The sequence below is a fragment of the Streptococcus sp. 79 genome (genome assembly GCF_013277425.1).
Taxonomy (GTDB): Bacteria; Bacillota; Bacilli; order Lactobacillales; family Streptococcaceae; genus Streptococcus; species Streptococcus pseudopneumoniae.
Genome location: NZ_VMMW01000037.1, coordinates 16,064 through 40,857 on the forward strand (window position 1 = coordinate 16,064; position 24,794 = coordinate 40,857).

Genomic DNA, 24,794 nt, shown 5'->3' on the forward strand with positions numbered 1-24,794 from the left:
TTAGTTCATCAATACCAAGGCGACAGAAGTTCCTGCCCCTAAAGCAAGGGTAATGAGCAGGGATTCAAACATCTTGCTCATACCAGAGTTTATGTGGTTGGTCATAATATCACGGACCGCATTGGTCAAGGCAATACCTGGTACAAAAGGCATGACTGCACCAGCTATAATCAAATCTGCTGTTGAAGGAAAACCTGTGTAGCGAGCCCAAAACTGGGCTATCATCCCAAAGACAAAGGCCCCAGCAAAGGCTGTTACAAAAGGAATTCGGATAAACTTCTCCACATAGAGGGAAAAGGCAAAACCAAATAAGGTAGCCACTCCTGCCCCAAGTGCGTCGTAGATATTTCCACTAAACATAATTGAAAAGAAAGGAGCACTAAAGGTCGCAGCCAAAGTTACCTGCAACTTAGTATAAGGAAGGGGCTGGGCTTGCAAAGCCGTCAATTGCTTGAAGGCTGTCTCTAAATCAATTTGCCCCCCAACCAGTTGACGAGAAATCTGGTTGACATCGCAGACTTTTTCGATGTTATAAGAAGAGGAGGTCACGCGCTTCATACGCGAAATATTGGTGTTTTCAATGGAGAAAAAGATAGCAGCAGGCATGGCAAGAACATTGCAATCCACAATCCCCTGCGAATGCGCGATCCGAATCATGGTATCTTCTACACGATGAATCTCTGAGCCACTTTTGAGAAGAATGGTTCCAGCTAACATAATCACATCGATGACGGCATTTAATTCTCTTGATTCTTCCATGCGTTCCTCCTTTTATCAACTCCTTCTATTCTATCACAAATCCGGACTCAAAAAAAATCTTTGCCATGAAAACATGACAAAGATTGATTACTCATTTTGATTATCCATCTGATTTTAAGGAGTAGCTGAACTTGTTTTAGGTTTGTAGATTGAAATCTTGACTCTAGTCTTATTGAGGTCTACCTTTTCACCTGCTCTAGGACTCTGTTCAACGACTGTACCTTCAGCAGTTCCAGCGGGAGCTGTCGACACTTCTACAACTTCAATATTGGCTTCCTTAATCCCAACAATTTGAATCAAATTATTCTTAGTAAACTCCAAGCTGGAACCAATGTAGCTCGGCATGGCAACACTTGTAACTTTTTTAGCTACTGTCAAGACGATTTGGGTAGGTTTATTCACATCATAAGTCGTTCCGGCACCTGGACTTTGTTTCATAATCGTTCCTGGTTCGCTTTCGCTGGACTCTTCTTCCTCTATCTTAATCAAATTATCTGGAACTTTTTTCTCTTTTAATTCCGCAATGACATCAGAGGATTTCCGTCCAATATAGTTCCCTAATTGAATCTTCGTAGCTTTTTTAGCTACTGTCAAGACAATTTGAGTTGCCTTGCTTAAGTCATAGGTCGTACCTTCTGGTAGACTTTGCTTCATGACCGTTCCAGCCTCACTCTCATTCGACTCTTCTTCCTCAATTTTAATCAAATTATCTGGAACTTTTTTCTCTTTTAATTCCGCAATGACATCAGAGGATTTCCGACCGACATAATTACTAATTTGGAAGGATTGTTTGCCTGATGAGACAACCAAATTGATTTTCGTTCCTTCTTTTCGACCAGTTCCAGCGCCAGGATCTGTACGGATAATCCGCCCTTCTTCCACCTTTTCACTAGCCTCTGACTTCTCCTCGCCAATCTCAAAATTGGCTTTTTTGAGGGTTTCCTTGGCTTCCGCCACTGTCTGACCTGCCACATTTGGAATGGCAATGGTTGCAGGAGTTCTGGATAGTATCCAAATAAGAGAAGCTGCCACCAATACAATGCTGGCCAAAAAAATCAGGTAACGCATCTTAAATCTACGTTTTTTCGGTGCCTGTGGGTGGTAAGTTTCCTCTGTCACAGCCTGGCTTGGTTTTTTGATTGGTTTGTGTTCTGTCTGCGCTTGAACCTTAGGAATCGAAGTCAAGGTGCTCTGGGATACTTTTGGTAGAGTCTTGGTGTCCGCCTTAGTCGCATCGTCAAAGACCAGCTTTGGTTCATTACGACGATTATAAGACAAACTACTAGACAAATCCACATACATTTCAGCAACTGATTTATAGCGATCTGTCAATTTCTTAGCAGTTGCCTTGATAACAACATTTTCCAAAGCCTGAGGTACAGATGGATTTTCAGCAATAACGGACGGCAGTGGTTTTTGGAAATGCTGGAGGGCGATGGTCACTGCACTATCCCCATCATAAGGGATATGACCTGTCAGCATCTCATAGAAAATAATCCCCATTGCATAGATATCACTCTGTACAGTCGCCTTAGAGCCACGCGCCTGCTCTGGTGACAAGTAATGCACCGAACCCAGCATAGAGTTAGTCTGAGTCAGACTTGTCTCGGCAAAGGCTACTGCAATCCCAAAGTCTGTAACCTTGACAGTCCCATCTGGTGTCAAAAGGATATTTTGAGGTTTCAAGTCCCTATGGACAATTCCTCTGGTATGGGCCAAACGCATGGCGAGAAGAATTTGTCCCATAATACGGACGGCTTCTTCATTAGAGAGAGGATAGTGTTCCTTGATATAGCGTTTGAGGTCAAGTCCAGCCACATACTCCATAGCGAGGTACTGTTGACCGTCTTCCTCGCCAATATCTGTTATCCGAACGATATGAGGATGGTCTAAATCTGCCATAGCTCTAGCTTCACGCTGAAAACGAGCTACAGCTATCGGGTCTGTCTGGTAGTTGGTTCTCAGAACCTTCACTGCCACTTCTTCCCCATCTAAGATTAAGTCTTTGGCTAGGTAAACATCCGCCATGCCTCCTCGACCAATCTGTTTGACAATCCGATAGCGTCCGGCAAAAATCTTGCCGATTTGGATCATTCTGCATCCTCCTCGTTCATAGAAACAAGGGCAACCGTAATGTTGTCTAAACCTCCTGCATTGTTAGCAAAACGAACAAGTGTCTCCGTCTTATCTGCTAAAGGAATATCGCTGGTTACAATATCACGAATCTCACTGCCTGAAATCATGTTAGTCAAGCCGTCACTATTGAGCAAGAGATAGTCGCCTGACTCAAGGATAACTGTCCCAAAATCAGGCTGAATTTCATCTTTTTGACCAATAGACTGGGTGATAATATTTTTTTGCGGATGAGCTTCGGCCTCTTCTGGTGTCAATTGACCAGCCTTGAGCAATTCATTGACCAAAGAATGGTCGCTCGTCAACTGATGGTATTCTTCTCCACGAATCAAGCCGATACGCGAATCACCAATATGAGCATAGATAGCTTGATTGCCAATAATAGCAAGGACTTCCAAAGTAGTTCCCATGCCTCTGTAAGCTTCATCCTGACCAAGCTGGTGAATCTTTTGATTTTCAATTTCTAGGTAATGGGCGAACCATTCACGCACTTCATTGACTGTATCGATTTGGGTATCGACCCAAGCTATACCTAGGTCTGTTACCGCCATTTCACTAGCAATATTCCCTGCGCGATGACCTCCCATCCCATCAGCTAAAATAATCATGGTACGTCCAGCTCTATTGACATAGTGGTTGACATAGTCTTGGTTATTTGTTCGTTTCTGACCAACATCTGTTAATAATGAAATTTCCATGTGTCAGTTCCTTCCTAATCCGATATCTTGCGAAATTGACTGATAAAGAATCCATCACTTCCATACAGTTCAGGTGTAATGAGAATACAGCCATCTTTCATGATATCCTTACATTCATGTTCTAGTTTTACCTGCTCGAATTCGGGATGACTTTCTAAAAACGCCTCAACGACTTGAAAATTCTCCTCTGAGACAATAGTACAGGTACTATAAGTTATTATACCACCTTTGCCTAGTGTTTGACAAACACTACCTAATATTTCTAGCTGAATTTCCTGTAAGGACGCGAAATCTGCCGTTTCTTTATTGTATTTGATATCTGGTTTTCGGCGCAAAAGACCGATTCCTGAACAGGGAGCATCCACCAAAATCTTATCAAATGAATCCTGCCCAAAAAACTCATGTACCTTTCTGGCATCCAATTTTTGCCTTTGAACCCGATCTGCAACTCCCAGACGTTGGGCATTTTCTTGAATCAAGTCCAACTTGTGGTCGTACAAGTCCAGAGCAGTAACCTGACCTGTCGTAAGATAAGAGGCTATATGGGCTGTTTTCCCACCTGGAGCCGCACAGGCATCAAGCACTCGCTCATCACCTTGTAAATCAAGCGTCGGAGCAACCAGTTGACTGGACTCGTCTTGAATGGTAATGGCTCCATCCGCAAACAAATTATGCCCTGCAAAATGTCCTTTCTCCTTAACCAGACCAGTGGTTGCTAAAAGGGAATTATTCGCCTCCAACAAGGCTTGTATTTCCTCTTTTCGGCTTAAGTCAGTCACACGAATACTGGCCTTGTTGCGCACCAAGAGACTTTCAAAAATAGCCTGCGCTCGCTCCTCTCCGTATTCTTCCTTGAGCTTAGCAACTAGCCAAACTGGAAGGGAATATGCAATGGAATCACGCTTGTTTTTTCGTTTGATGCTGGCAATATCTGGCCAGCCTTCACGCAGAATACGACGAAGGACGGCATTGACCAATTTTTCACTGCCCTTTTTACGGACTTTGGCCAATTCCACTGCTTCGTTGACCACAGCATGATCTGGAATCTTGTCCAAATAGCGGAGCTGGTAGGCACTCATGAGGAGAAGGACGTAGAGCCAGCTGTCTAACTGATCTCTGTCTTCGATAAAGTGTGATAGATACCATTCTAAGGTGAGTTTGCGAGCTACCGTTCCATAGACCATCTCGGTTACCAAGCCCTTGTCTGCTGCCGAAAGTTGGCTTCCCCTAAGATGCTTATTTAAGGCTATATTTGAGTATGCTTGATTGATAAAGACATCCTCTAATACTGCTAGGGCTAAACTTCTAGCCGTTTCTACTTTAGTCACCAAATCGTTCTCCTACAGTCAATGTCCGTCCAACTCCGTTGAGGAAGGAAGCAATGTCCATCTTAGGTTTACCAGCTGGCTGCACTTGCTTGAGGGATAGAGCCCCTTCTGCCGTTGCAACAATCAATTCTTTCTTGCCAATAGAGAGGATTTCACCTGGATTTCCCTGACCTTCTACTGGTAGAGCTTCATAAATCTTAAAGCGGTCGCCCTTAAGGAAAGTATGGGCAACAGGCCACGGGTTCATTCCACGGATCTGATTGAAAAGTTGACGATTGCTTTTGTTCCAGTCCAGTTTTTCTTCCTCTGGCTTGATATTTGGCGAGAAAGTGACCTGACTTGGATCCTGCGGTTCAGGTTTGATTTCCCCAGAAATGTAGGCAGGCAAAGTATCCAAAAGCAAATCACGACCAACTAGCGCCAATTTCTCAAACAAGGTGCCAACATTGTCCTCATCCGTGATAGGAATGCTGCGACGAGAAATCATATCACCTGCATCCATTTCCTTAACCATCTCCATAATGGTCACACCAACTTCCTCATCACCTTGAATCAAGGCATAATGGATAGGCGCACCACCACGGTGTTTAGGAAGAAGAGAGGCGTGGACATTGACTGCAAAATCCATGCTATCAAGGAGTTTACTTGGGAGAAACTGGCCAAAAGCAGCAGTCACAATTCCATCTGCTCCTAACTGCATAATAGCTTCCATCTCTGGACTTCCAGATAATTTTTCAGGTTGGTAGATAGGAAGGCCTGCTTCCTTGGCAGCCTGCTTGACTGGTGTTTCTTGGATAACTTTTTTACGACCAACAGCACGGTCTGGCTGGGTCACAACGGCTAGAATTTCGTAACGGTCATCTGTCAAAAGTCCTTTTAAGACTGTTGCTGAAAAGTCGGGTGTCCCCATAAAGATTAATTTTGTCATATCTTCTCCTTCTTATAAAAATTGCTGTGGCTCATGGTCAATACTGAGACGAAGCTCACTATTTTCCCGTTCTTGAGTCAGGGCCAAGACCTGATTGAGGGTCGGCCCCAGCTCATCCTCTAAACGGTATTTAATTAAAATCTGGTAATGATAGAGGTTGTGGGTACGAGCAATCGGTTTTGGCGTTGGCCCGAGAATGTGACTGGTATCTGACAAGCCTGACCGCAAAATGTTCATAACTTCATAGGCACGTTTGACCACCTCTTCTTCTTTCTTATGAGAAAGGGTAATGCCAATCGTGAAATAGTAAGGCGGATAACCTAGTTGTCGTCTAATACCCATTTCATAGGCATAAAAGCCTTCGTAGTCCTGATCCTTAGCAAATCGAATAGCGTAGTGCTGAGGATTGTAAGACTGAATCAAGACCAGCCCAGCTTTTTCAGCACGACCTGCCCGGCCTGCAACCTGAGTCAAAAGTTGGAAGGTTCTCTCAGAAGAACGGAAGTCAGGCAAATTCAAGGCTGTATCCGCATTGAGCACTCCGACCAAAGTCACATTGGGAAAATCCAATCCCTTGGCAATCATCTGAGTACCTAGTAAAATATCTGCTTCCCCTCGTCCAAACTGGTCAAGGAGAGCTTGATGACTACCTTTCTTACGAGTCGTATCTACATCCATCCGCAAAATGCGGGCTTGGGGAAATAGTTCTGCCAGCTCGTCATAAGCCTTCTGAGTTCCTGTCCCATAATAACGAATACTGCGACTCTTACAGTTAGGACAGACCTGAGGAATGTCTTTCGAAAAACCACAATAATGGCAGTTCATGTTCTTGGTATCCATGTGCAAGGTCAGGGAAATATCACAGTTGGGACAAGTATCTACCGTCCCACATTCCCGACACATGACAAAGCTAGAATAACCACGGCGATTGAGCATGAGGACCACCTGCTCTTTTTTAACCAGACGGTCTTGGATCGCCTCTAGCAAAGGAGGCGTAAAGTTTGACGTCTCATTTTGTCCGATATAGTCTCGAAAGTCAATCACTTGAACCTCAGGGATTGTAGCCAAAGGATTGGCACGTTGTGTTAGACGTAAGTGTTGATAGACGCCTTTGCCAGCACGCGCCCGGCTCTCTAAGCTCGGCGTTGCAGACCCAAGCACCAGAGCCGCTTGATTATACTGGGCCCGTAAAATAGCCACCTCTCTGGCATGGTAACGGGGATTACTGTCTTGCTTATAAGTCGCTTCATGTTCCTCATCGATAATTATAACACCTAGATTTTTCAGCGGAGCAAAGATGGCAGATCTGGCACCCACAACAACTTGAGCGTCTCCACGCTCGACCTTGCGCCATTCATCATACTTTTCACCATTGGACAGGCCTGAGTGAAGAATGGCAACCTTATCCCCAAAACGAGCGATAAAACGCTCCGTCATCTGAGGAGTCAAGGAAATCTCAGGTACCAGCAAAATGGCTGTCTTGCCCTTGTCCAAGGCTCCTTGAATAATCTGCAAATAAACCTCCGTTTTCCCACTTCCTGTAATTCCTTGAAGGAGGAAGGGAGGCTGATGACTACCAATCGCACTCACAACCGCATCACGCGCCCGTCTTTGCTCTGGATTCAACTCTAAAGGCTGACTTGCCTCAATGCCTTCAAAATAAGCAGTCGAGCGTTGGACTTCCTTTTGAACTATAGTAACAGCACCTTGTTCTACAAAGAAGTTGACTTGCTCCCGTGAATAGGACTTTAACAAACTAGCCAAGGAAGCACTCTCAGGATGAGAAAGCAAATAGTCTCTCAGTTCTAACTTTTTCTTGGCGCGTGTAGAAATCTCTACACTTTCTAATTGAGCAAGGTCTACCTCATACCAAGACTGGGTCTTGACCTTCTTTTGATCGACTGCCTGGTACTCCAGACCAAGCAGGCCTTTTCTAGTCAAACGCATCATTTCAGCTTGCTTAGCTAAATCCAAAGAAGAAAAGGCTAGCGAATCTTCAGAACCAAACAGACGCACTCGGTCTTCCTGACCAAGACCTGCTAGAGGATAGAGAATCTTGTCATAACTAGAATTCAGAAATCCCGGCAACATAGCCTTGAGGATAGAGATTTTGTAGGAGAAGACAGATTTGCGGAGCTCCTCAGCCAGCCAGAGTTGTTCTTGCGTGAGCACAGGAGAAAAATCCAGCACCTCGGCAATATCTTTTAAATCTTGCTCCATCTCTTCTTCATCTGATTGAGACTCCAAACCAAGAACAATCCCTTGAATCAAGCGATTCCCCTTACCAAAGGGTACATGAACCCGCATCCCAACCTCCAGCATTCCCTCAAACTCCTCCGGAACCCTGTAACTATAGGGCTGGTCCGTCTGCATCAAAGGCACATCCACGATAATTTTAGCTAGGGCCATCTTCTCACCTCCTCCTTGTCAGTAGATTCTTGCAATAGAAAAAATAAGATTGAGTCCCCCCAACCTTAAATTTTTTCACCATCTTCTTTTTCTTTAGCGATTTGCTCTTTGATTTTCTTTTCTTCTTCTTCTTTGCGGCGTTTCTCTTCTTCGATACGGCGACGCACTGCTTCACGTTTTCCTTCTGGATCTGGGTGAATGGTTACGTTTCCTGATTCGATTTCTTCTAAAGCGCGAAGAGTTGATTTTTCAGATTTGAAACCTTGAGTTGCTGGCGCACCTGCTTCCAATTCGTGGGCACGTTTTGCTTCCAAGATTACGAGTGAATATTTTGATGGAACCTTGTCGAGCAAGGTATCAATAGAAGGTTTTAACATCATTTGCTTGTACCTATTTTCTAAATTTTATCGGGTAGTTGGAGATTTCGGTAACATCTCCTGATAGTGACCAATGACACGATCCACACGGAAGTGCTCTGCTTCGATCACACGTTTGACACGCTCAGCAGCTAGGGGCACCTGATCGTTGACAATCGCATAATCATACTCACGCATGAGAGCAATTTCTTCCTTGGCTTTTTCGATTCGTTGGGCAATCACTTCTGCGCTATCTGTTCCACGACCTACCAAGCGGTCTTGTAATTCATCCAAATCTGGTGGTGTCAGGAAGATAAAGACAGCATCTGGAACCTTTTTCTTAACCTGAAGAGCACCCTGAACTTCAATTTCAAGGAAAACATCGATTCCCTTGTCCAAGGTTTCATTGACGTAGGTCAGAGGAGTTCCATAGTAGTTGCCGACATATTCTGCGTATTCCAACATCTGTCCTTGACGAATCAGCTCTTCAAACTCTTCACGAGTACGGAAGAAATAGTCAACACCGTCCACTTCTCCAGGACGTTGTGCGCGTGTCGTCATCGATACAGAGTATTGAAATTGATTTTCAGAACTCTCAAAAATCTCTCTTCTAACCGTTCCTTTGCCAACCCCTGAAGGACCAGAAAAAACGATTAGTAAGCCTCGGTCTGCCATTGTGTCTCCTTTTAGTCAGTCTGTGAAATAACATTTCTCTAGAATAATGGCAAAAAGCCAGATTATCCTTTACAGTCTTTCTATCTAGTGTAACAAAAAAGCAGTAATTTTTCAACTGCTCTTTCTTATTTATTTAGATGTGTTGTGATTCGAACGTGAAATATCGCTTTTAAAATATCTTCAGAAAATAGGTCTATACCATTTACAAATGAAAAAGAAAGGTTTATAATGTAATTGACATAATAAATTGTAGAATCAATTTTTTAAGGAGGTTAACATTATGCCTAACTATATTAAAGCGGATCAGTTTTTCTACCCACACGGAGTTCGTCGAGGTGGTTACTTGGAACTTGTGGACGGCAAGTTTGGAAAACATGTAGAGCAGATTCCTGAAGGAGCTGAGGTGATTGACTATACAGGTTATAGCATTGCTCCAGGACTTGTGGATACCCACATTCATGGATTTGGCGGTGTGGATGTTATGGATAATAATATCGAAGGAACGCTTCATACTATGAGTGAAGGACTCCTCAGCATGGGGGTAACGAGCTTCTTGCCAACAACTTTGACATCGACTTATGAGCAATTGCTTGCGGTAACTGAAAATATCGGTGCTCGTTATCAAGAAGCAAGTGGCGCGAAAATTCGTGGAATTTATTTTGAAGGGCCTTATTTCACAGAGAAATACAAGGGGGCTCAAAACCCTGCCTACATGAAAGATCCTCGCATGGATGAGTTTCGTGCGTGGCAAAAAGCAGCAAATGGCTTGCTAAATAAAATTGCTCTTGCGCCAGAGCGTGAAGGTGTAGAAGACTTTGTACGGACTATCACCGGAGAAGGTGTAACGGTTGCTCTTGGGCACTCAAACGCGACTTTTGATGAAGCTAAAAAAGCAGTCGATGCTGGAGCGAGTGTTTGGGTACACGCCTACAATGGAATGCGTGGGTTGACTCACCGCGAACTGGGTATGGTTGGAGCCATGTATCAATTACCTCATACCTATGCAGAGTTGATCTGTGATGGCCATCACGTAGATCCAAAAGCCTGCGAAATTCTTATCAAACAAAAAGGGACAGAAAACATTGCTCTTATTACAGACTGTATGACAGCTGGTGGATTGGAAGACGGTGACTATATGTTGGGAGAATTCCCAGTTGTCGTTGCAAATGGAACTGCACGCCTCAAATCGACAGGTAACTTGGCAGGTTCTATCCTCAAACTCAAAGATGGTGTGAAGAATGTGGTCGAATGGGGAATTGCGAATCCGCATGAAGCAGTCATGATGGCCAGCTTCAACCCAGCTAAATCCGTTCACATCGATGACGTCTGTGGACAAATTCGTGAAGGTTATGATGCAGATTTTATTGTTTTAGACAAAGATTTGGAATTGGTAGCAACCTATCTAGATGGTGTGAAACGTTATCAAGCATAAGAGAGAAGAGTCTGGGCAAAAGTCTAATTTGAGGAGAAAATCCAGTAATACTCCTTTGAAGTCAAAAAGCAACAAACACTGTCAACTATTTGTTACAACTCCATTAATTAGTATTCCACTTTCTAAAATCAGTATTTTGAGCTGTGCAATCCAAGTCTTCTAATTTGTTTTTTAATTTCTGTTTAGTATAAATTTTACTTGGGCAGTAGACCAACTTGGAGCGTTTACGAGTTGTTCCAGGCTCAGTTTAGCTTGTTTTCTTAGTCTCTTCTTTGTCTTTCTGTGAGACTTGGGAGAGAGGATGTTTTCCTTATAGAGTATTTTTCTAACAGTTGTATCAGAGAGCTGAATTCCCTCTTCTTCAGCTAGTAATTCACAGAAATGAAGGACATTTGGTTTATATGTTTCATAGGAGAGGTATTTCTTTAGGACACGTTCTTTGATTTCATCAGGGATTGCATGTTTTGGTTTTCGATTTCTGTTTCCGTGTCTGAAGGCTTCTTTTCCTTTCTGTTGATAGGCTAGTAGCAGACGATTGATTTGTCTTTCAGAAAGATTCAGTTCGACACAGGCTCGATTCTTTGTTTTCTTTCCTTGGTCTATAGCTTTTATCACCAGATATTTTTTCGTTTCATTCATATTCAGTTGGATACTTTTCATACGACTATTCTACCAAATGGGACATTTTCACGTTCGATTTACTAAATGAAAGTTCTATAATGAAGTTAGCCACCCAGCCCTCCTAAAAATTAGATGGTTCAACTAGCTGAAAGTGTAGGCATAAGAAAACACCTCTGTGTTATACTTGTTGTTCAACCACAAACACAAGAAAGGCACAGAGATGCGATATTTTAAAAGAGTTGGATTTCTCCAACTCTTCTCTTTTTAATACACGTTATTTTGATTTGACTGGCTTGTCTTGAGCTGTCTTCAAGGCTGTGGCAATCGTATCTGCATACAATTTTGCTCCTGCTTCAATAGTGCTAGTGTCACTTCCGAAATGGACTTGGTCTGTTCCTGCCCAAATTTCTGGATGCTCTTTCGCAACTTGATTCCAATCTGCTATCGTGATGTAAGGTGTCTTCTCTGCCAATTCTCTCATATAGGCAGCAGCCTTCTCAACGATGGCATAGGTCTCTTTTGTCTTATCTCCCTCATAAGGAGTCACCAAAACCATATGGTGGCCCTTAGGAAGATTTTTCACGACACTGTCCCAGTCTTCCTTGTAATTTTCAGGATTATTTACCCCAGTCGCAATGACCACCATCTTAGGTAAAAATTTATTCTGGCTATTGTTTAGCATGATTTCATTGGCAGTCTTGGTTGTTCTGCTGACTTGTGCGTTAATCTGTGCTCCAGGAAGGGCTGTCTGTAGGGCTGTATTTGCCCTTAAGGCCACCGAGTCACCAATTAACATAGTGCCATCAGCAATTCCTAAACTATCAGCTTCTGCTCGTTCTGTCATTACCTTGGTCTGGTTAATATTTGTTGCAGCTTGCTTCAAGCCATTGACAGTTAAGTCTGTCTCAAACGCTCCCACTTGTGGTGCCAACAGAGTTACTAAGAAGACAATGAAGGCCAAGATTCCTGTACTTGTTGCAAGAATTGCGTGAATATAAGGCAGGGGACGAAGAGTTTGTAAAACAGGTGTGTTCTTTCCTGCAATCCAAGGTTCCAATACATAGAATGATAGGCTAGCAAAGCCATAAGAAAAAATCAAAGTCAGTAATACAGCAAGAAGATTTGATGTCAACTGTGAAAAAATGATATAGAAAGGCCAATGGAAAAGATAAACCGCATAGCTAGTATCCGCTAAAAAGCTGATAATCTTTGGCTCCTGCACGTTAGGAGTCTTTTCATGTAAGACACGCGCCGCCATAATCATAGCAAGGGCTGCAAGGCTGGCAAGCAAGAAGCCAATAAGATAGGCAAAGAGATAGGTAAATTTGACAAAGAAGGTCAAAATGAGTAAGAAACCAAAACCTCCTCCAAAAACTAAAAGGGTCTTGCGTAAATCCCAAATTTTATCCAACTGCTTAACTAAAGAAGTTGTCTGACGAACGCCTACAATCGTTGCTAGGATACTTCCCAAAAAGAATGGATAGACATGGGTTAAACTGGAGAAGTAAACAGAGGAATAAGAGGTTACTAGAAAACTACCAATAAACATGGAGAAGAAACTAATTAAGAAGGCAGCAGCAGATAAGAGAAAGACCATTCCTCTCAACTGACCATTTGATTTAGCCTGTTTGGATAAGAACCAAACTGCCAATCCCCAAAGAATATAGTAGTGTACCTCAACAGCCAAGCTCCAATTATGAACAAACAAATGAGGAATGAACTGAGATTCATAACTCCCACCTGTTAGGAGTTCATAGAAGTTGGTCATAAAACCTAAGACACCAGCAATCTGACCCCCAATTCCAGCCACATAATCTTGGCGAACTAGAAAGGTAAAGGGCATGGTCACCAAGACCATCAAAACCACAGGTGGCACAATCCGATAAAAGCGTCTCCTAAAAAATCCAATCAAGTCAATCTCGTGATTCTTAGAAAATTCTTCGACGAGTAGAGCTGTAATCAGGAAACCTGAAAATGTGAAAAAGACATCTACCCCGAAAAATCCTCCAGGAAAGATGGTCTGAAAGAAATGATACAAGAGTACCAATAGTAAACCTGTAATCCTAATCAAGGAAAACCATTTAATGCGCATACGAGTTTATTCTTCCTTTCATTGTACACTTTATTCTATCAAAAAAAGAAGAAAAATCCTAAGAGAAAACTTAGGATTTTTAGCTTATATCAATTCCATTTTAGAAATTACGCCCTGACTTATTATAGCCATATTTTTCCACAAAATACTCACGAAATTCCAAGAGATTGTCATCCATAATGGCTTGGCGCACTTGCTTCATCAAGTTAAGCAAGAAGTAAAGATTGTGGTAGCTAGTCAAGCGGATACCGAAGGTTTCATCAGCCTTGAGCAGGTGACGAAGATAGGCGCGTGTATAGTTCTTACATGTGTAACAATCACATTCAGGATCCAGTGGCGTAAAGTCCTCAGCAAACTGGGCATTTTTGACAACCAAACGACCTTGGCTGGTCATACAAGTCCCATTACGAGCGATTCGAGTCGGCAAGACACAGTCAAACATATCCACCCCACGAATCACCCCATCAATCAAGCTATCTGGCGCTCCCACACCCATCAAATAGCGAGGTTTGTTTTCAGGTAGCAGTTGGGTTGTGAAGTCCAAGACAGCATTCATCTCTTCGTGGGTTTCTCCCACTGCCAAACCACCAATAGAGTAACCTGGGAAGTCCATGCTGACAAGGTCATGAGCCGATTGGCGACGCAGGTCTTCAAATCCTGCCCCCTGCACAATCCCAAATAACCCTTGGTCATGCGGACGACGGTGAGCCTTCAAACCACGCTCAGCCCAACGGCTGGTACGCTCGATCGATTTCTTAACGTAGTCATAAGGTTGATAAAACTGAGGACATTCATCAAAGGACATCATGATGTCTGAACCCAGATTATTCTGAATAGAGATGGCTTTTTCTGGGGATAGGAACATCTTAGAACCATTGAGATGGTTTTTAAAGGTTACTCCTTCTTCTGTGATATTACGGCTATCTGCTAAGGAATAAACCTGAAAACCACCACTATCTGTCAAAATAGGCTGGTCCCAATTCATGAACTTGTGGAGACCACCAGCGCGTGCGATGAGTTCATCTCCAGGACGAAGCCAGAGATGGTAGGTGTTTGACAGGATAATTCCTGAACCCATCTCCTTCAATTCCTCAGGCGACTGAGTTTTGACAGTGGCTTGTGTCCCAACTGGCATAAACATAGGCGTCGGGAAGGTGCCGTGGGGAGTGATGATTTCTCCCAGACGAGCTCCCGTATGTTTTTCTTTCTTAATCAAACGGTATTTGATTGATGAATCTGACATTTTTTACCTCCGAAGCTGGGAAAGACAGTCCCAGTTCATACTTTGTGCCCAAGGGCATACTGTATGATTCTATCAAAAAAAGCTGGAACTGTCACGAACTATGGTATAATGAGAGAATGAAATACCCAAAAATTGATTTAAAAACCATTCGTCTGCAAGCCAGACAATTTCAGGCTGAAAATCCCCGCCTCTTTCTCGTCTATCTCTTACCTAGCATGCTGGTCATATTGTCTGGCTTTCTTAATCCCTTAGAGCGCATCAACGAGAGTGTTTTAGAACAACCCTTTTTAAGCGTGTTTGGTCATATATTCCAAGCCTACCTTTTTCCACTATTAGTCTCCTTTATCGGGACTATTCTTTTGACCAGTTCCGTCTATGCAACACTGACACTCATGAAAGATTCTAAAACGGAGCCATCTGTAAAAAACAGCCTAGCTCTCTTTGATGAGGAGCGCTTTTCTCAAACCTTTTTGACCCTACTTCTCAAACGTTTCTATCTCTTTTTATGGAGTATCCCTAATTTACTTGGGATTTACTTCCTCTTTTATAGTAGCTTTTTAGCCAAAAAATTCGTCACCCTACATCCTGAGTTTCCAAATCTAGATCTCTCATCAGTTGAAACCGAGCGTTTCCTCATGGTCTTTGGACTCTACTTTCTTGCAAGTCTCATCTTGATCATTGTAGGAAATATCCTCTATATTCCACAGTATTATGCCTATTCACAGGTGGAATTTCTTCTCTGTTATAGTCTAGACCTAGGACAGGCCTCACCAAGACGAATCCTAAAAACTAGCCGTTCCTTTATGAAGGGCTACAAGTTCCAGCACTTTGTCCTAGATTTACAGCTTCTTCCTTGGTACTTCCTCAATTGGATTACCTTTGGGATTGCTAGTTTCACACTCCTACCCTACATTCAAATCAATAAAATAATTTTCTACCGAGCAGTATTGGCTCGAAAACGTCCAAAAGCTTGAAGGTTTTCCCTCAAGCTTTTTTCTATCAATGAGTTTCTCCGCCTACCAACTTGAGATCCTGATCTCCATGTTCTATAATGGCGCCGATTGCCGCTTCTATCCCTCGCCTAATATCCACTAAACTCATAGCTGGAGTTGTAGGTCGATTCACCACCTGTTCCATCATATAAGGAATATGCATAAAACCTGCCTTAACATGTGGAAATTTCTTTTCTACCAAATAGAGGGCCTGATACATCAAATGGTTGCAGACAAAAGTCCCTGCCGTATTGGAAACAGAGGCCGGCAACCCCTCTTTTTTTATAGCTTGAACAATCGCTTTAATCGGTAAACTACTAAAGTAGGCTGAAGCACCGTCTTGGCGAATGGAAAGGTCAATCGGTTGATTACCATCATTATCAGGAATGCGTGCATCGTCTTGATTTATAGCCACTCGTTCAGGCGTCAAGCTAGATCTTCCACCTGCTTGGCCAATACAAAAGACAAAGTCAGGTTGATAGCGGTTCATCTCTTCTTCCAATACTTGAGCCGATTTGTGAAAGACTGTTGGCACTTCTAACCAACGGACCTCAGCACCATGGATTTCAGCTGGTAAACCTTTAATGGCCTCCAAAGCTGGATTAACCTTTTCCCCTCCAAAGGGCTCAAAACCTGTCACTAATACTTTCATTTCTAACTCCTCAAAACAAATTCAATGAGACTTTTTCTTAAAAACAAGTATAACATATTTCCCTTATTCCGGAGTGAAAAGGACTAGCGAGACTAAGATTGACCTTTGAACTTATTTAAAGAGAAAAATACTAATCAAGGCTAAAATAGCTGGCTCACCTTGCTTCAAAATAATTTTCTTATCTGCTGTGAGAGAGCCATAAGCCGCAGCACCAATCACAAATAAAACAAAAATAGTCACAATTTCTAAATTCTGTGAGAAATAAATCCCATACAGGAGAAAGACTCCTAGCAGAGCATTATAAATCCCTTGATTTTTAAACAGTGAACTTACCGACGGACGAGCTAGTTCTTCCCTGTCCATGTTAAAGACACGACTAGTCGCTTCTGATTGCGTTGCAATACTTTCCAAATAAAAAATGTAAAAATGCTCCAAAGCAACGATTGTTGCTAAAATAATTGTAATAATTGACATCTATTTCTCCTTAAATTTCTATATTTTCAATGCTCAAAACCAATTTGTTTAATAAACGGCTGAATTCTGTTCTCTCAGACTCTGTTAAGATACTTTCCATCTCTTTCTTAACCTTGATATGCTGCAGAGGTGGATTCATCACTAACTGCTCCTTGGCATACTTCGTAGCCTCTACCAAGACTTCTCGCTGATTTTCAGGATTACGATGACGCTCCACCAAACCTTCCTTTTCTAAAATCTTAAAATGCCGTGTCAAAGCAGCCTGATCAATCTTCAAACTCTCCTGAACCGCTATTTGATTACAAGGGGAATGCTTCAACAAAAATAATAAAATCTGATACCGTGTCAAACTAATCCCAAGCCTTTTTTCAAACAATTGCGTACTCGCTTGCTCAGACAAGCGGAGTTGATACAGTAAATCTTGAATCTCTAGCATTTCTTTCTCCTTTAAATTAATCTATCAATAGTTGACTAATCAGGTATAATATAAAGTAAAATAGATTACAAGAATGTTGCTTGAGTCATTACTAGATGCTAACTTTCCATTTTCCATTCAAATTGATACTCAATGAAAATAAAAGAGCTAACTAGGAAGCTATCCGTAGGTTGCTCACAGCACAGCTTTGAGGTTGCAGATAAAACTGACGTGGTTTGCATTTATTTTTCGAAGAGTATGACAAAGAAAAAAACGAACGAGACTTACTTCCTATCATGAAAGCTAGATCTCATTCGTCAAAATGATATTACCAAGTCTGGTTTATCCGTTCATTGAAACGTGAACGTGGTCATAGTGATTTTCTGTCACGCTACCACGGTCTGGCATTGGGTTCCAAGTATTAGCTGGCCCATATTTGCTATCGAATGGAGCATAGAAACGTTGTTTCCAGATGATGTAACTAATTCCTCGGCTGGCCATATTTTGAATAGCGTATTCCGCAATCTTATCCCCTAGTTCTGATCCTTCTGGTACCATAAAGTCGATAGCCAAACCTTTTCCGTGATCTCCACTGTCTCCTGGACGGTAACCACTAAAGGATGTAATACCAAACAAGTTGGCAATTTCTTCTTTAAAGGCAGCTGTTTGTGGTTGAAGGCCTGCATTTTCAGATTTCGCTACTGCCAGTCCAGCATAATCGGGCGCAGCTGGAGCCGCGTAAGTTGTTGAAACTGTTTTCTTCTCTCCTGGTTGATAAGTAGAAACTGCTGTTGTAGATTCATTTGATGAGGCTTCTCTTGCTTCTTCTGAACTTATTGCAGTTGTTTCGGTTGCTTTTTCTTCTACTGGAGTTGTAGTTGGTGCCACTGTTGAAGCAGCTTGAGGGCTGGCTTGTGTTTCCTCTTTCTCAACTGGAGTCATTTCCTGAGGAGCTGCTTCTGCAACTGCACTACTTGTTTCGGCTGTTTGCTCCTCTGGGACAGAAGTTCCTGTAGATGGTGTCGCTTCTTCCGAAGCAGTCACTGTCTCTGTAACTTCTGAACTTGTTGCTACTTCTTTTGTACTTGTAGTTTCTACTGCTTTTGGAGCTTCTGCAATTGGTTGAGAAAGATCTGCAACCTGAACAGTTTGATCATCAACGGTCACTTGATTGGTTGTCAAATCTGCTGTCGCAGTTGTCACTTCTTCACTAGAATCTACTTGAGGAGTTTGGATTTCAACTTCCGTTACTTCTTCTGCTTCATTGACAGTCGTTGTCAAAACAGTTTCTGGGAAAATCAGGTCCATATTAGTGATTTTATTCAAATTCGCAAGAACTGTGACATCTACACCCAAGGCTTCTGCAATAGTGCTCAAGGTATCACCATACTGAACGGTATAACTTGTTTTGTTGTCCGTTTTAGTCAAATCGTTTTGGATTTGCTCAACACTACGTGCAGTCCAAAGAACTTCTTCTGCTTGGGTTGCCAATACTGGGGCAAATGCCAAGGCTACCGTTGAGGCTAATAATATTCTTTTCTTCATTCTTTCAAATTCCTTTCAAATGAATACCTGTCTATCATAACACAAAAAGAGCAGAAAAAAAGCCCTCTCGGGCCTATTTAACAGAACTGTCTGTTCCTTGTAACAAACTCGGTTACTTGAAACAGTTTGTTAGGTCTCTGTCACAAAACTGACACAATCTTATCGTTCCCAATCCCCAAAAATGTAAGGAATATCTGCTAACCCTTGAATCCTGTGATTTCCTTCATAAGTCGACTCTAAAAAGTTGATACTTTGAATCCCACTATTCTGGGCAAATTCCACATCCAGAGTCCGATCCCCTATATAATAAGTAGTATCATGATTCAACTGATACTTGTCTATCAGATAGTTAGCCGCTTCTGGACTAGGTTTACGCGCAAAGCCATTCTGACTGGTTAAAATCTCTGTAAAATAAGATTCCAAACCCAAGTCTCTGAGAATGGTAAAAGCATTGTCCCCCTTATGAGTGTAAACAAACTGCTGAATTCCTGATTCGTCTGCCCAAGCTAGCACATCACGCGCACCTGGCATCAAAACTACTTGAGTATTCTTCTCAGCCAAACTCTGGGCACGCACCTGATTTAGCACTTCCACATCCAGATTTCTATCTTCTGCCACCCGCACAAGCAAATCTTGCACCGAATACTTGAGGATAAACTCTCTCACCTGCTCCTTATCATAAGGAATAGCAAACTGAGCAAAAGTTTCCTCAATTCCTGACAAAATCGCTTCGTAAGAGTCCAATAAAGTCCCGTCTAAATCCCAAATAAAAGCTGTTTTTTGCATTTCCTATCCTTTCAAGCTCATATAGCGCTGGTAACGATAGCGTAGAAATAACCAGCGAAAACCATTATCCAAGAGAGTTCCTGCCCAAATACCAGACAAGCCCCAACCAAAAACAATCCCCATCAGATACCCTGTTCCAATGCGGATACACCACATTCCTATACTTGTCGCATAGAAGGGAAGCCGAGCATTGCCCAAACCCTGCCAGACTGCTGTATAGATGACTGTTCCTATCGTCATAGGGATTCCAAGTAGTGAAAAAAGTGTCACTAGAACACTAGCCTCCACCGCTAGAGAATTAGTTGTATAGAGATGAGTTAGTGGTATACCCAAAGCATAGATACTGAAGGTCAAGGGCAACATGAGGACCAGAGAGAGCCAAAAGGTTTGCTTGCTCAAACTAGCGACTCTTTTCCAATCATCTTCTCCAACCGCTCGAGCCACTTGCATGACTGTTGCTGTAGCCACACCAAAGGCAGGCATATAGTTAAACTGGGTCAAAACTTCCCCGACTGCATTTCCAGCCACTGCCTCTGTCCCGAAAGACACAACCAAGGCAATGATTACTACATCTCCAGCCCGCATCATAAGTCGCTCTCCAGCTGCTGGTATTGCCAAAGTCAGTAAGTCTTTATCCAGTCCAAAAGTTGGCCTCGCATAAGGAAGTTTTAATTGTAACCACAAAATCACAAGACCGACCAAACGAGACAGAATAGTCCCCCAAGCAACACCAGCTATTCCCATATCTAGAACAAAAATAGCTAGACTGGAAAAGAGAATATTCAAGGCATTGGATAAAAAACTAACATAGAGGGGCAGACGTGGATTATGCGTTGCACGAATCAAGGCTCCCAGACTAGTCATCAACCCCAAGAGCACAATCGACCCTCCTACCAAAGATAGGTAGAGTCCACCACTCTCAGCTACATCTCTCTCCGTCCCCAAAAGTCCTATCATCTCTTTCCCAGCGAAGATGGACAAAGCTCCTAAAAGGAAACTTAATAGTAAGGTAATCTTCAAGGCCTCAGTCATATGATAGGCTAGCTTAGACTGATCCTTCTGCCCCAAACTTTTTGAAATAACACTGGAAATAGCAGCTCCCAGAGCGATGAAAATCGCCTGATAAATCGTAATAATATTACCAGCTACTGATACACCCGAAATAGCTATCAAGCCCAAGTGGGCTACCAGATAACTGTCCACCATCCCCATGAGCATCTGCAAAAAGTTTTCGCCCATAGCTGGCAAGGCAATATTAAGAATGTCTTTATTTTTCTTAAACAATCCTTCCTCCTGATGAAAAGAAACTCAGTTGGTTTCCCAACCGAGTTTACTCCCTCTGTCTTAAAGTCCTAGATAAGCCTCAACCGCTGCTTGCATATCAGTAGCTGCCACTGTTGTCTTGTGACGAACAGGAGCTGTTTCAAGGCCATCAACTGCTGGTGGCACTGCAACGCCTGAGATTTCATGTAATTGAGCCAAGGCTTCAAAGTCAGTCAAGCCAACTTTCCCAGTTACAGCTTCTACTGCAACCACTGGGAACTTGTAGGGACTAGCTGTTGATGCAATCACTGTCTTAGTCGCATCGCCAGTAGCAGCTTGGTATTTCTTATAAACTGCTGAGGCAACCGCTGTATGTGGATCCTCGATATAAGAATCTGACTCATAAACACGCTTGATTTCTGCTGCCGTTTCTTCCTCAGTCGCATATTCAGCTGCAAAGAGGTCCAAAATCTCTGCATCAAAATTAGTCAACTCATATTGACCTTGGCTATTCAAAGCATTCATGAGTTCAGCTGTCTTAACCGCATCATTTCCCAAAAGATGGAAAATCAAGCGCTCCAAGTTTGAAGACACCAAAATATCCATAGATGGACTAGTTGTTACCTTAAACTCACGTTTCTTATCGTAAACACGTGTCTTGAAAAAGTCTGTCAAAACATTGTTGTCATTTGAAGCACAGATTAGTTTGCCAACTGGGAGGCCGATTTGTTTGGCATAAAAGGCAGCCAAGATATTTCCAAAGTTTCCTGTTGGTACCGTGAAGTTGACCTTATCACCAGCCTCAATCTCACCAGTCTTGACCAACTGAGCATAGGCATAAACATAATAAACAATCTGTGGTACCAGACGACCAATGTTCATAGAGTTAGCAGATGAAAATTGCAACTTGTTGGCCGCTAATTTTTCACGAAGAGCCACATCATTGAACATATGCTTCACATTTGTTTGAGCATCGTCAAAGTTACCATCAATAGCGATAACATGAGTATTGTCACCAGTCTGAGTGGTCATTTGCAACTCTTGAACCTTGCTGACACCATCCTTTGGATAAAAGACGATAATTTCAGTACCAGGCACATCCGCAAACCCCGCCATAGCAGCTTTCCCCGTGTCACCAGATGTCGCTGTTAAGATGACAATCTTGTTCACCAAACCATGCTTCTTAGCAGCTGTTGTCATAAAGTATGGCAAAATAGACAAGGCCATATCCTTAAAGGCAATCGTTGATCCATGGAACAGTTCCAAATTGTATTGACCGTCTAATTTCACCAAAGGCGCTATAGCTGGAGTATCAAATTTACTATCGTAGGCATTGTTGATACAGTAGTCCAACTCTTCAGCTGTAAAGTCATCTAAAAATGCTGACAAAACAATCTTAGCAACTTCCTGATAAGAAGCAGCTTTCAATTTGTCAAAGTCCAAATCTACCTTTGGATAAGTAACCGGTGTAAACAAACCGCCGTCCGTCGCCAAACCTTGCAAAATAGCTTGGCTAGCAGTTACTGTATTGTTGGCATCACGCGTTGATTGATAAACTAATGTCATTACTCTCTATCCTTTATCTATAGTCTCTTCCATTATATCATGATTTTTCAGAAAATTCTCCCTTTAGTAAGAGAAATTATAGGCTCAATTCTTCTTTCAAAGGCTGTAGGTAGGTCATTTCTTTCTTATTTCTCATCTTCAGTCCTTCCTCGGCTAGCAGGAGTAAGTCTTTGGAAAATCCAATAATCGCAGTTTCTTCCTGATCTGTAAGCTTTTTCTTAGAAAATTGTCGTCTTAAAAATTTATAATTTCGCCCAAATTCTTTAAAGAAAGGTGCTGTTTCTAAGTAAGCTTCTAACTTATCTAAATTAACTAATAATCCCAAGTGAAAGGCAGCAGAAGCGAAGGTTTTATCTAGAGGCTGAGTACACACACTACGAAACTCAACTGTTCCTCGAGTCGTTAAGTCTTGGTACTGGTAACTACGATGAGTTTCAAAATCCTTCTCTTGAGGGTAAATAAGAATCTCATCCCCATTAAGAGCATATGCTTGGATTTCAGATGTAGCCAAATAGTCCCTAGCCTGAATGGGATAAAAATAATAGGTTTGTCCATCACGTTCCGCAGTAAAAATCGCAGAATGATCGAGATAGTCAAAAAAATCATCTTCATCATCAAAAAGTCTAGTATTAACCCCAACATTCTCTGGATAGATGCCATGCATCGATTCTTCCCAGAAGATGTCCCTTGAAATTTTTGTATCCCAATCCGCACCTGTAAACTCAGAATTGGCAAATAAATAAGCCTTAACTGTTTCAATTTGGGTAAAAGCATTAATCACCCGTAAGTAGTTGGATTTTGAAATATCCAGCTGAACCTGACTCCCACAGATAAAAGCACCATATTCAGGGAAATAATGTAAATCTGATTTAGTAATATTTCTACTCAAATTCAAATAATCCATCAACATTTGATAGCGTGGATAAGCCACTGGATAATTCTCATTTTTATCCCAGTTAGGATGAATTCCACAGCCAACGATAGCATGATTTGATTCACTTAATTTTCTCTGAATTACATTCATATAATTATTAAAACGATTCTCTACCTCTTGAATCTCTTTAACCTTACCAAACGCAAATTCAATCGTAGTATAGGAAACTTCAAACAAAATAGCATCCTGACTTATCGGATCTACTAACTGGATCAGATTGCCAAAATCATCTACCTTTGCTACGGTGAGATCCAAAGTAGAAACTAAATAATGAAATAGATCCTTTATAACTTCAACATCTGTAGCATCCCCTTCTAAACTTGCAACAGGATACTCCAACTCAATTCCGACAAACAATTCAGGATTTTCTTTAATATTTTTCAAATACCGATGTTTTAATAAATCGATAGAACAAGACATACTCCCCTACACTTTCTTAATCTAAATAAAATTTGAATAACTACTATTATACCAAAAATAATACAAAAAAGGAACGAAGATTAACTACGTTCCTAACGCTATACTATACCGGCGGCCGGGGTCGAACCGGCACGTCCTTGCGGACACTGGATTTTGAGTCCAGCGCGTCTGCCAATTCCGCCACGCCGGCAAATAGTAACTGGGGTAGCTGGATTCGAACCAACGCATGAGGGAGTCAAAGTCCCTTGCCTTACCGCTTGGCTATACCCCAATAATATAAAATAGGCGAGTGATGGGGATCGAACCCACGCATGCCAGAGCCACAATCTGGTGTGTTAACCACTTCACCACACCCGCCATAATTCTATTAACACGGGCAGTAGGAATTGAACCCACACTGAAGGTTTTGGAGACCTTAGTTCTACCTTTAAACTATGCCCGTAAAATGGAAGGGGAGGGATTCGAACCCCCGAACCCGAAGGAGCGGATTTACAGTCCGCCGCGTTTAGCCTCTTCGCTACCCTTCCAAAATATATAAATGGCGCGAGACGGAATCGAACCGCCGACACATGGAGCTTCAATCCATTGCTCTACCAACTGAGCTACCGAGCCTTATTGCGGGAGCAGGATTTGAACCTACGACCTTCGGGTTATGAGCCCGACGAGCTACCGAGCTGCTCCATCCCGCGTTAATATAAAAGGAGGATGTGGGATTCGAACCCACGCACGCTTTTACACGCCTGACGGTTTTCAAGACCGTTCCCTTCAGCCGGACTTGGGTAATCCTCCAAAATAGTTTATACGGGAACAAACCCGTGTCCTCTTAGTGAAAAGATAATGTTTCAATTCTCTAGTAATGGACTAAACACTATGGGCACGAGTGGATTCGAACCACCGACCTCACGCTTATCAGGCGTGCGCTCTAACCACCTGAGCTACGCGCCCAAGTTAAAACTTGGTACAAAGAACAAAGTTCAAAGCGGGTGACGAGAATCGAACTCGCGACAACAGCTTGGAAGGCTGTAGTTTTACCACTAAACTACACCCGCTAAAATGGGAGTTAACGGGATCGA

Annotated in this window: 20 protein-coding genes, 10 tRNA genes and 1 pseudogene; 2 read left to right on the forward strand and 29 right to left on the reverse strand. The window is 42.4% G+C overall.

What is annotated here, in order from left to right; translation table 11 throughout:
• The 8 genes from HT729_RS06685 to gmk all read right to left on the reverse strand — a co-directional run bounded on the left by HT729_RS06685 (position 1) and on the right by gmk (position 9,286).
• A complete protein-coding gene (locus HT729_RS06685; RefSeq protein ID WP_023946522.1) occupies positions 1–759 on the reverse strand; it encodes a threonine/serine exporter family protein in 759 nt (252 codons plus the stop codon).
• A 114-nt stretch (positions 760–873) separates the two neighbouring features.
• Positions 874–2,853 carry a serine/threonine-protein kinase StkP gene (gene stkP, locus HT729_RS06690; protein ID WP_172931829.1) on the reverse strand — a complete coding sequence of 660 codons (1,980 nt, stop codon included), beginning with the start codon at positions 2,851–2,853 and terminating at the stop codon, positions 874–876.
• Positions 2,850–3,590, reverse strand: coding sequence for a Stp1/IreP family PP2C-type Ser/Thr phosphatase (locus HT729_RS06695; RefSeq protein WP_050234902.1), 741 nt, complete (start codon positions 3,588–3,590; stop codon positions 2,850–2,852). The genes stkP and HT729_RS06695 overlap by 4 nt, the downstream gene beginning before the upstream one ends.
• 14 nt (positions 3,591–3,604) lie before the next feature.
• Positions 3,605–4,918 (reverse strand): 16S rRNA (cytosine(967)-C(5))-methyltransferase RsmB, encoded by a 1,314-nt coding sequence (gene rsmB, locus HT729_RS06700; protein ID WP_172931830.1) that lies wholly within the window; start codon positions 4,916–4,918, stop codon positions 3,605–3,607.
• A complete protein-coding gene (gene fmt / locus HT729_RS06705; RefSeq protein ID WP_172931831.1) occupies positions 4,911–5,846 on the reverse strand; it encodes a methionyl-tRNA formyltransferase in 936 nt (311 codons plus the stop codon). The genes rsmB and fmt overlap by 8 nt, the downstream gene beginning before the upstream one ends.
• Before the next feature lie 12 nt (positions 5,847–5,858).
• A complete protein-coding gene (locus HT729_RS06710) occupies positions 5,859–8,255 on the reverse strand; it encodes a primosomal protein N' (protein ID WP_172931832.1) in 2,397 nt (798 codons plus the stop codon).
• A gap of 65 nt (positions 8,256–8,320) precedes the next feature.
• Positions 8,321–8,635: a DNA-directed RNA polymerase subunit omega gene (rpoZ, locus tag HT729_RS06715; protein WP_000979235.1), complete on the reverse strand. Its 315-nt coding sequence runs from the start codon at positions 8,633–8,635 to the stop codon at positions 8,321–8,323.
• Between the two features lie 24 nt (positions 8,636–8,659).
• On the reverse strand, positions 8,660–9,286 hold the full coding sequence (gmk, locus tag HT729_RS06720; protein WP_000775041.1) for a guanylate kinase: 627 nt from the start codon (positions 9,284–9,286) through the stop codon (positions 8,660–8,662).
• Between the two features lie 280 nt (positions 9,287–9,566).
• Between gmk and nagA the strand changes: the two genes are divergently transcribed.
• A complete protein-coding gene (gene nagA / locus HT729_RS06725) occupies positions 9,567–10,718 on the forward strand; it encodes an N-acetylglucosamine-6-phosphate deacetylase (protein ID WP_001134440.1) in 1,152 nt (383 codons plus the stop codon).
• A gap of 246 nt (positions 10,719–10,964) precedes the next feature.
• Here nagA and HT729_RS06730 read toward each other — a convergent pair.
• The 3 genes and pseudogenes from HT729_RS06730 to tgt form a co-directional block, all read right to left on the reverse strand.
• Positions 10,965–11,357 (reverse strand): annotated as a pseudogene (locus HT729_RS06730) (helix-turn-helix domain-containing protein); the annotation flags it as partial.
• 256 nt (positions 11,358–11,613) lie between these two features.
• Complete coding sequence (locus HT729_RS06735; protein ID WP_172925894.1) at positions 11,614–13,431, reverse strand: acyltransferase family protein; 1,818 nt, start codon at positions 13,429–13,431, stop codon at positions 11,614–11,616.
• Between the two features lie 100 nt (positions 13,432–13,531).
• The gene (gene tgt / locus HT729_RS06740; RefSeq protein ID WP_050142158.1) at positions 13,532–14,674 is read right to left on the reverse strand and encodes a tRNA guanosine(34) transglycosylase Tgt; all 1,143 of its coding nucleotides are present in this window, start codon (positions 14,672–14,674) and stop codon (positions 13,532–13,534) included.
• A 116-nt stretch (positions 14,675–14,790) separates the two neighbouring features.
• Between tgt and HT729_RS06745 the strand changes: the two genes are divergently transcribed.
• Complete coding sequence (locus tag HT729_RS06745) at positions 14,791–15,648, forward strand: DUF975 family protein (protein ID WP_172925893.1); 858 nt, start codon at positions 14,791–14,793, stop codon at positions 15,646–15,648.
• Positions 15,649–15,673: 25 nt separating this feature from the next.
• Here HT729_RS06745 and pcp read toward each other — a convergent pair whose 3' ends face one another.
• From pcp to HT729_RS06840, 18 genes are all read right to left on the reverse strand, one after another.
• Positions 15,674–16,318, reverse strand: coding sequence for a pyroglutamyl-peptidase I (gene pcp, locus HT729_RS06750; RefSeq protein WP_119919572.1), 645 nt, complete (start codon positions 16,316–16,318; stop codon positions 15,674–15,676).
• 111 nt (positions 16,319–16,429) lie between these two features.
• Entirely contained in the window at positions 16,430–16,792 is a 363-nt protein-coding gene (locus tag HT729_RS06755) for a DUF1304 domain-containing protein (RefSeq protein ID WP_000022854.1), read from the reverse strand.
• A 10-nt stretch (positions 16,793–16,802) separates the two neighbouring features.
• Complete coding sequence (locus HT729_RS06760) at positions 16,803–17,228, reverse strand: MarR family winged helix-turn-helix transcriptional regulator (RefSeq protein ID WP_172925754.1); 426 nt, start codon at positions 17,226–17,228, stop codon at positions 16,803–16,805.
• A gap of 321 nt (positions 17,229–17,549) precedes the next feature.
• Complete coding sequence (locus HT729_RS06770) at positions 17,550–18,752, reverse strand: LysM domain-containing protein (RefSeq protein WP_172925755.1); 1,203 nt, start codon at positions 18,750–18,752, stop codon at positions 17,550–17,552.
• A gap of 159 nt (positions 18,753–18,911) precedes the next feature.
• Positions 18,912–19,538, reverse strand: a complete 627-nt coding sequence (locus HT729_RS06775) for an HAD family hydrolase (protein WP_138706286.1) — start codon at positions 19,536–19,538, stop codon at positions 18,912–18,914.
• A gap of 3 nt (positions 19,539–19,541) precedes the next feature.
• On the reverse strand, positions 19,542–20,822 hold the full coding sequence (locus HT729_RS06780) for an MATE family efflux transporter (protein WP_172931833.1): 1,281 nt from the start codon (positions 20,820–20,822) through the stop codon (positions 19,542–19,544).
• Between the two features lie 60 nt (positions 20,823–20,882).
• Complete coding sequence (thrC, locus tag HT729_RS06785; RefSeq protein WP_050261063.1) at positions 20,883–22,367, reverse strand: threonine synthase; 1,485 nt, start codon at positions 22,365–22,367, stop codon at positions 20,883–20,885.
• 76 nt (positions 22,368–22,443) lie between these two features.
• Positions 22,444–23,721: a gamma-glutamylcysteine synthetase gene (locus HT729_RS06790; RefSeq protein ID WP_172926263.1), complete on the reverse strand. Its 1,278-nt coding sequence runs from the start codon at positions 23,719–23,721 to the stop codon at positions 22,444–22,446.
• A gap of 106 nt (positions 23,722–23,827) precedes the next feature.
• A tRNA-Leu gene (locus tag HT729_RS06795) sits at positions 23,828–23,911 on the reverse strand.
• A 9-nt stretch (positions 23,912–23,920) separates the two neighbouring features.
• Positions 23,921–23,992, reverse strand: a tRNA-Gln gene (locus tag HT729_RS06800).
• Positions 23,993–24,005: 13 nt separating this feature from the next.
• Positions 24,006–24,078, reverse strand: a tRNA-His gene (locus HT729_RS06805).
• Between the two features lie 14 nt (positions 24,079–24,092).
• Positions 24,093–24,163, reverse strand: a tRNA-Trp gene (locus HT729_RS06810).
• A 4-nt stretch (positions 24,164–24,167) separates the two neighbouring features.
• Positions 24,168–24,248 (reverse strand) — tRNA-Tyr (locus tag HT729_RS06815).
• 12 nt (positions 24,249–24,260) lie between these two features.
• Positions 24,261–24,333 (reverse strand) — tRNA-Phe (locus HT729_RS06820).
• A 3-nt stretch (positions 24,334–24,336) separates the two neighbouring features.
• A tRNA-Met gene (locus HT729_RS06825) sits at positions 24,337–24,410 on the reverse strand.
• A 10-nt stretch (positions 24,411–24,420) separates the two neighbouring features.
• A tRNA-Ser gene (locus HT729_RS06830) sits at positions 24,421–24,510 on the reverse strand.
• Positions 24,511–24,592: 82 nt separating this feature from the next.
• Positions 24,593–24,666: transfer RNA gene (locus HT729_RS06835), tRNA-Ile, on the reverse strand.
• Positions 24,667–24,699: 33 nt separating this feature from the next.
• Positions 24,700–24,770: transfer RNA gene (locus HT729_RS06840), tRNA-Gly, on the reverse strand.
• Positions 24,771–24,794: the final 24 nt, after the last annotated feature.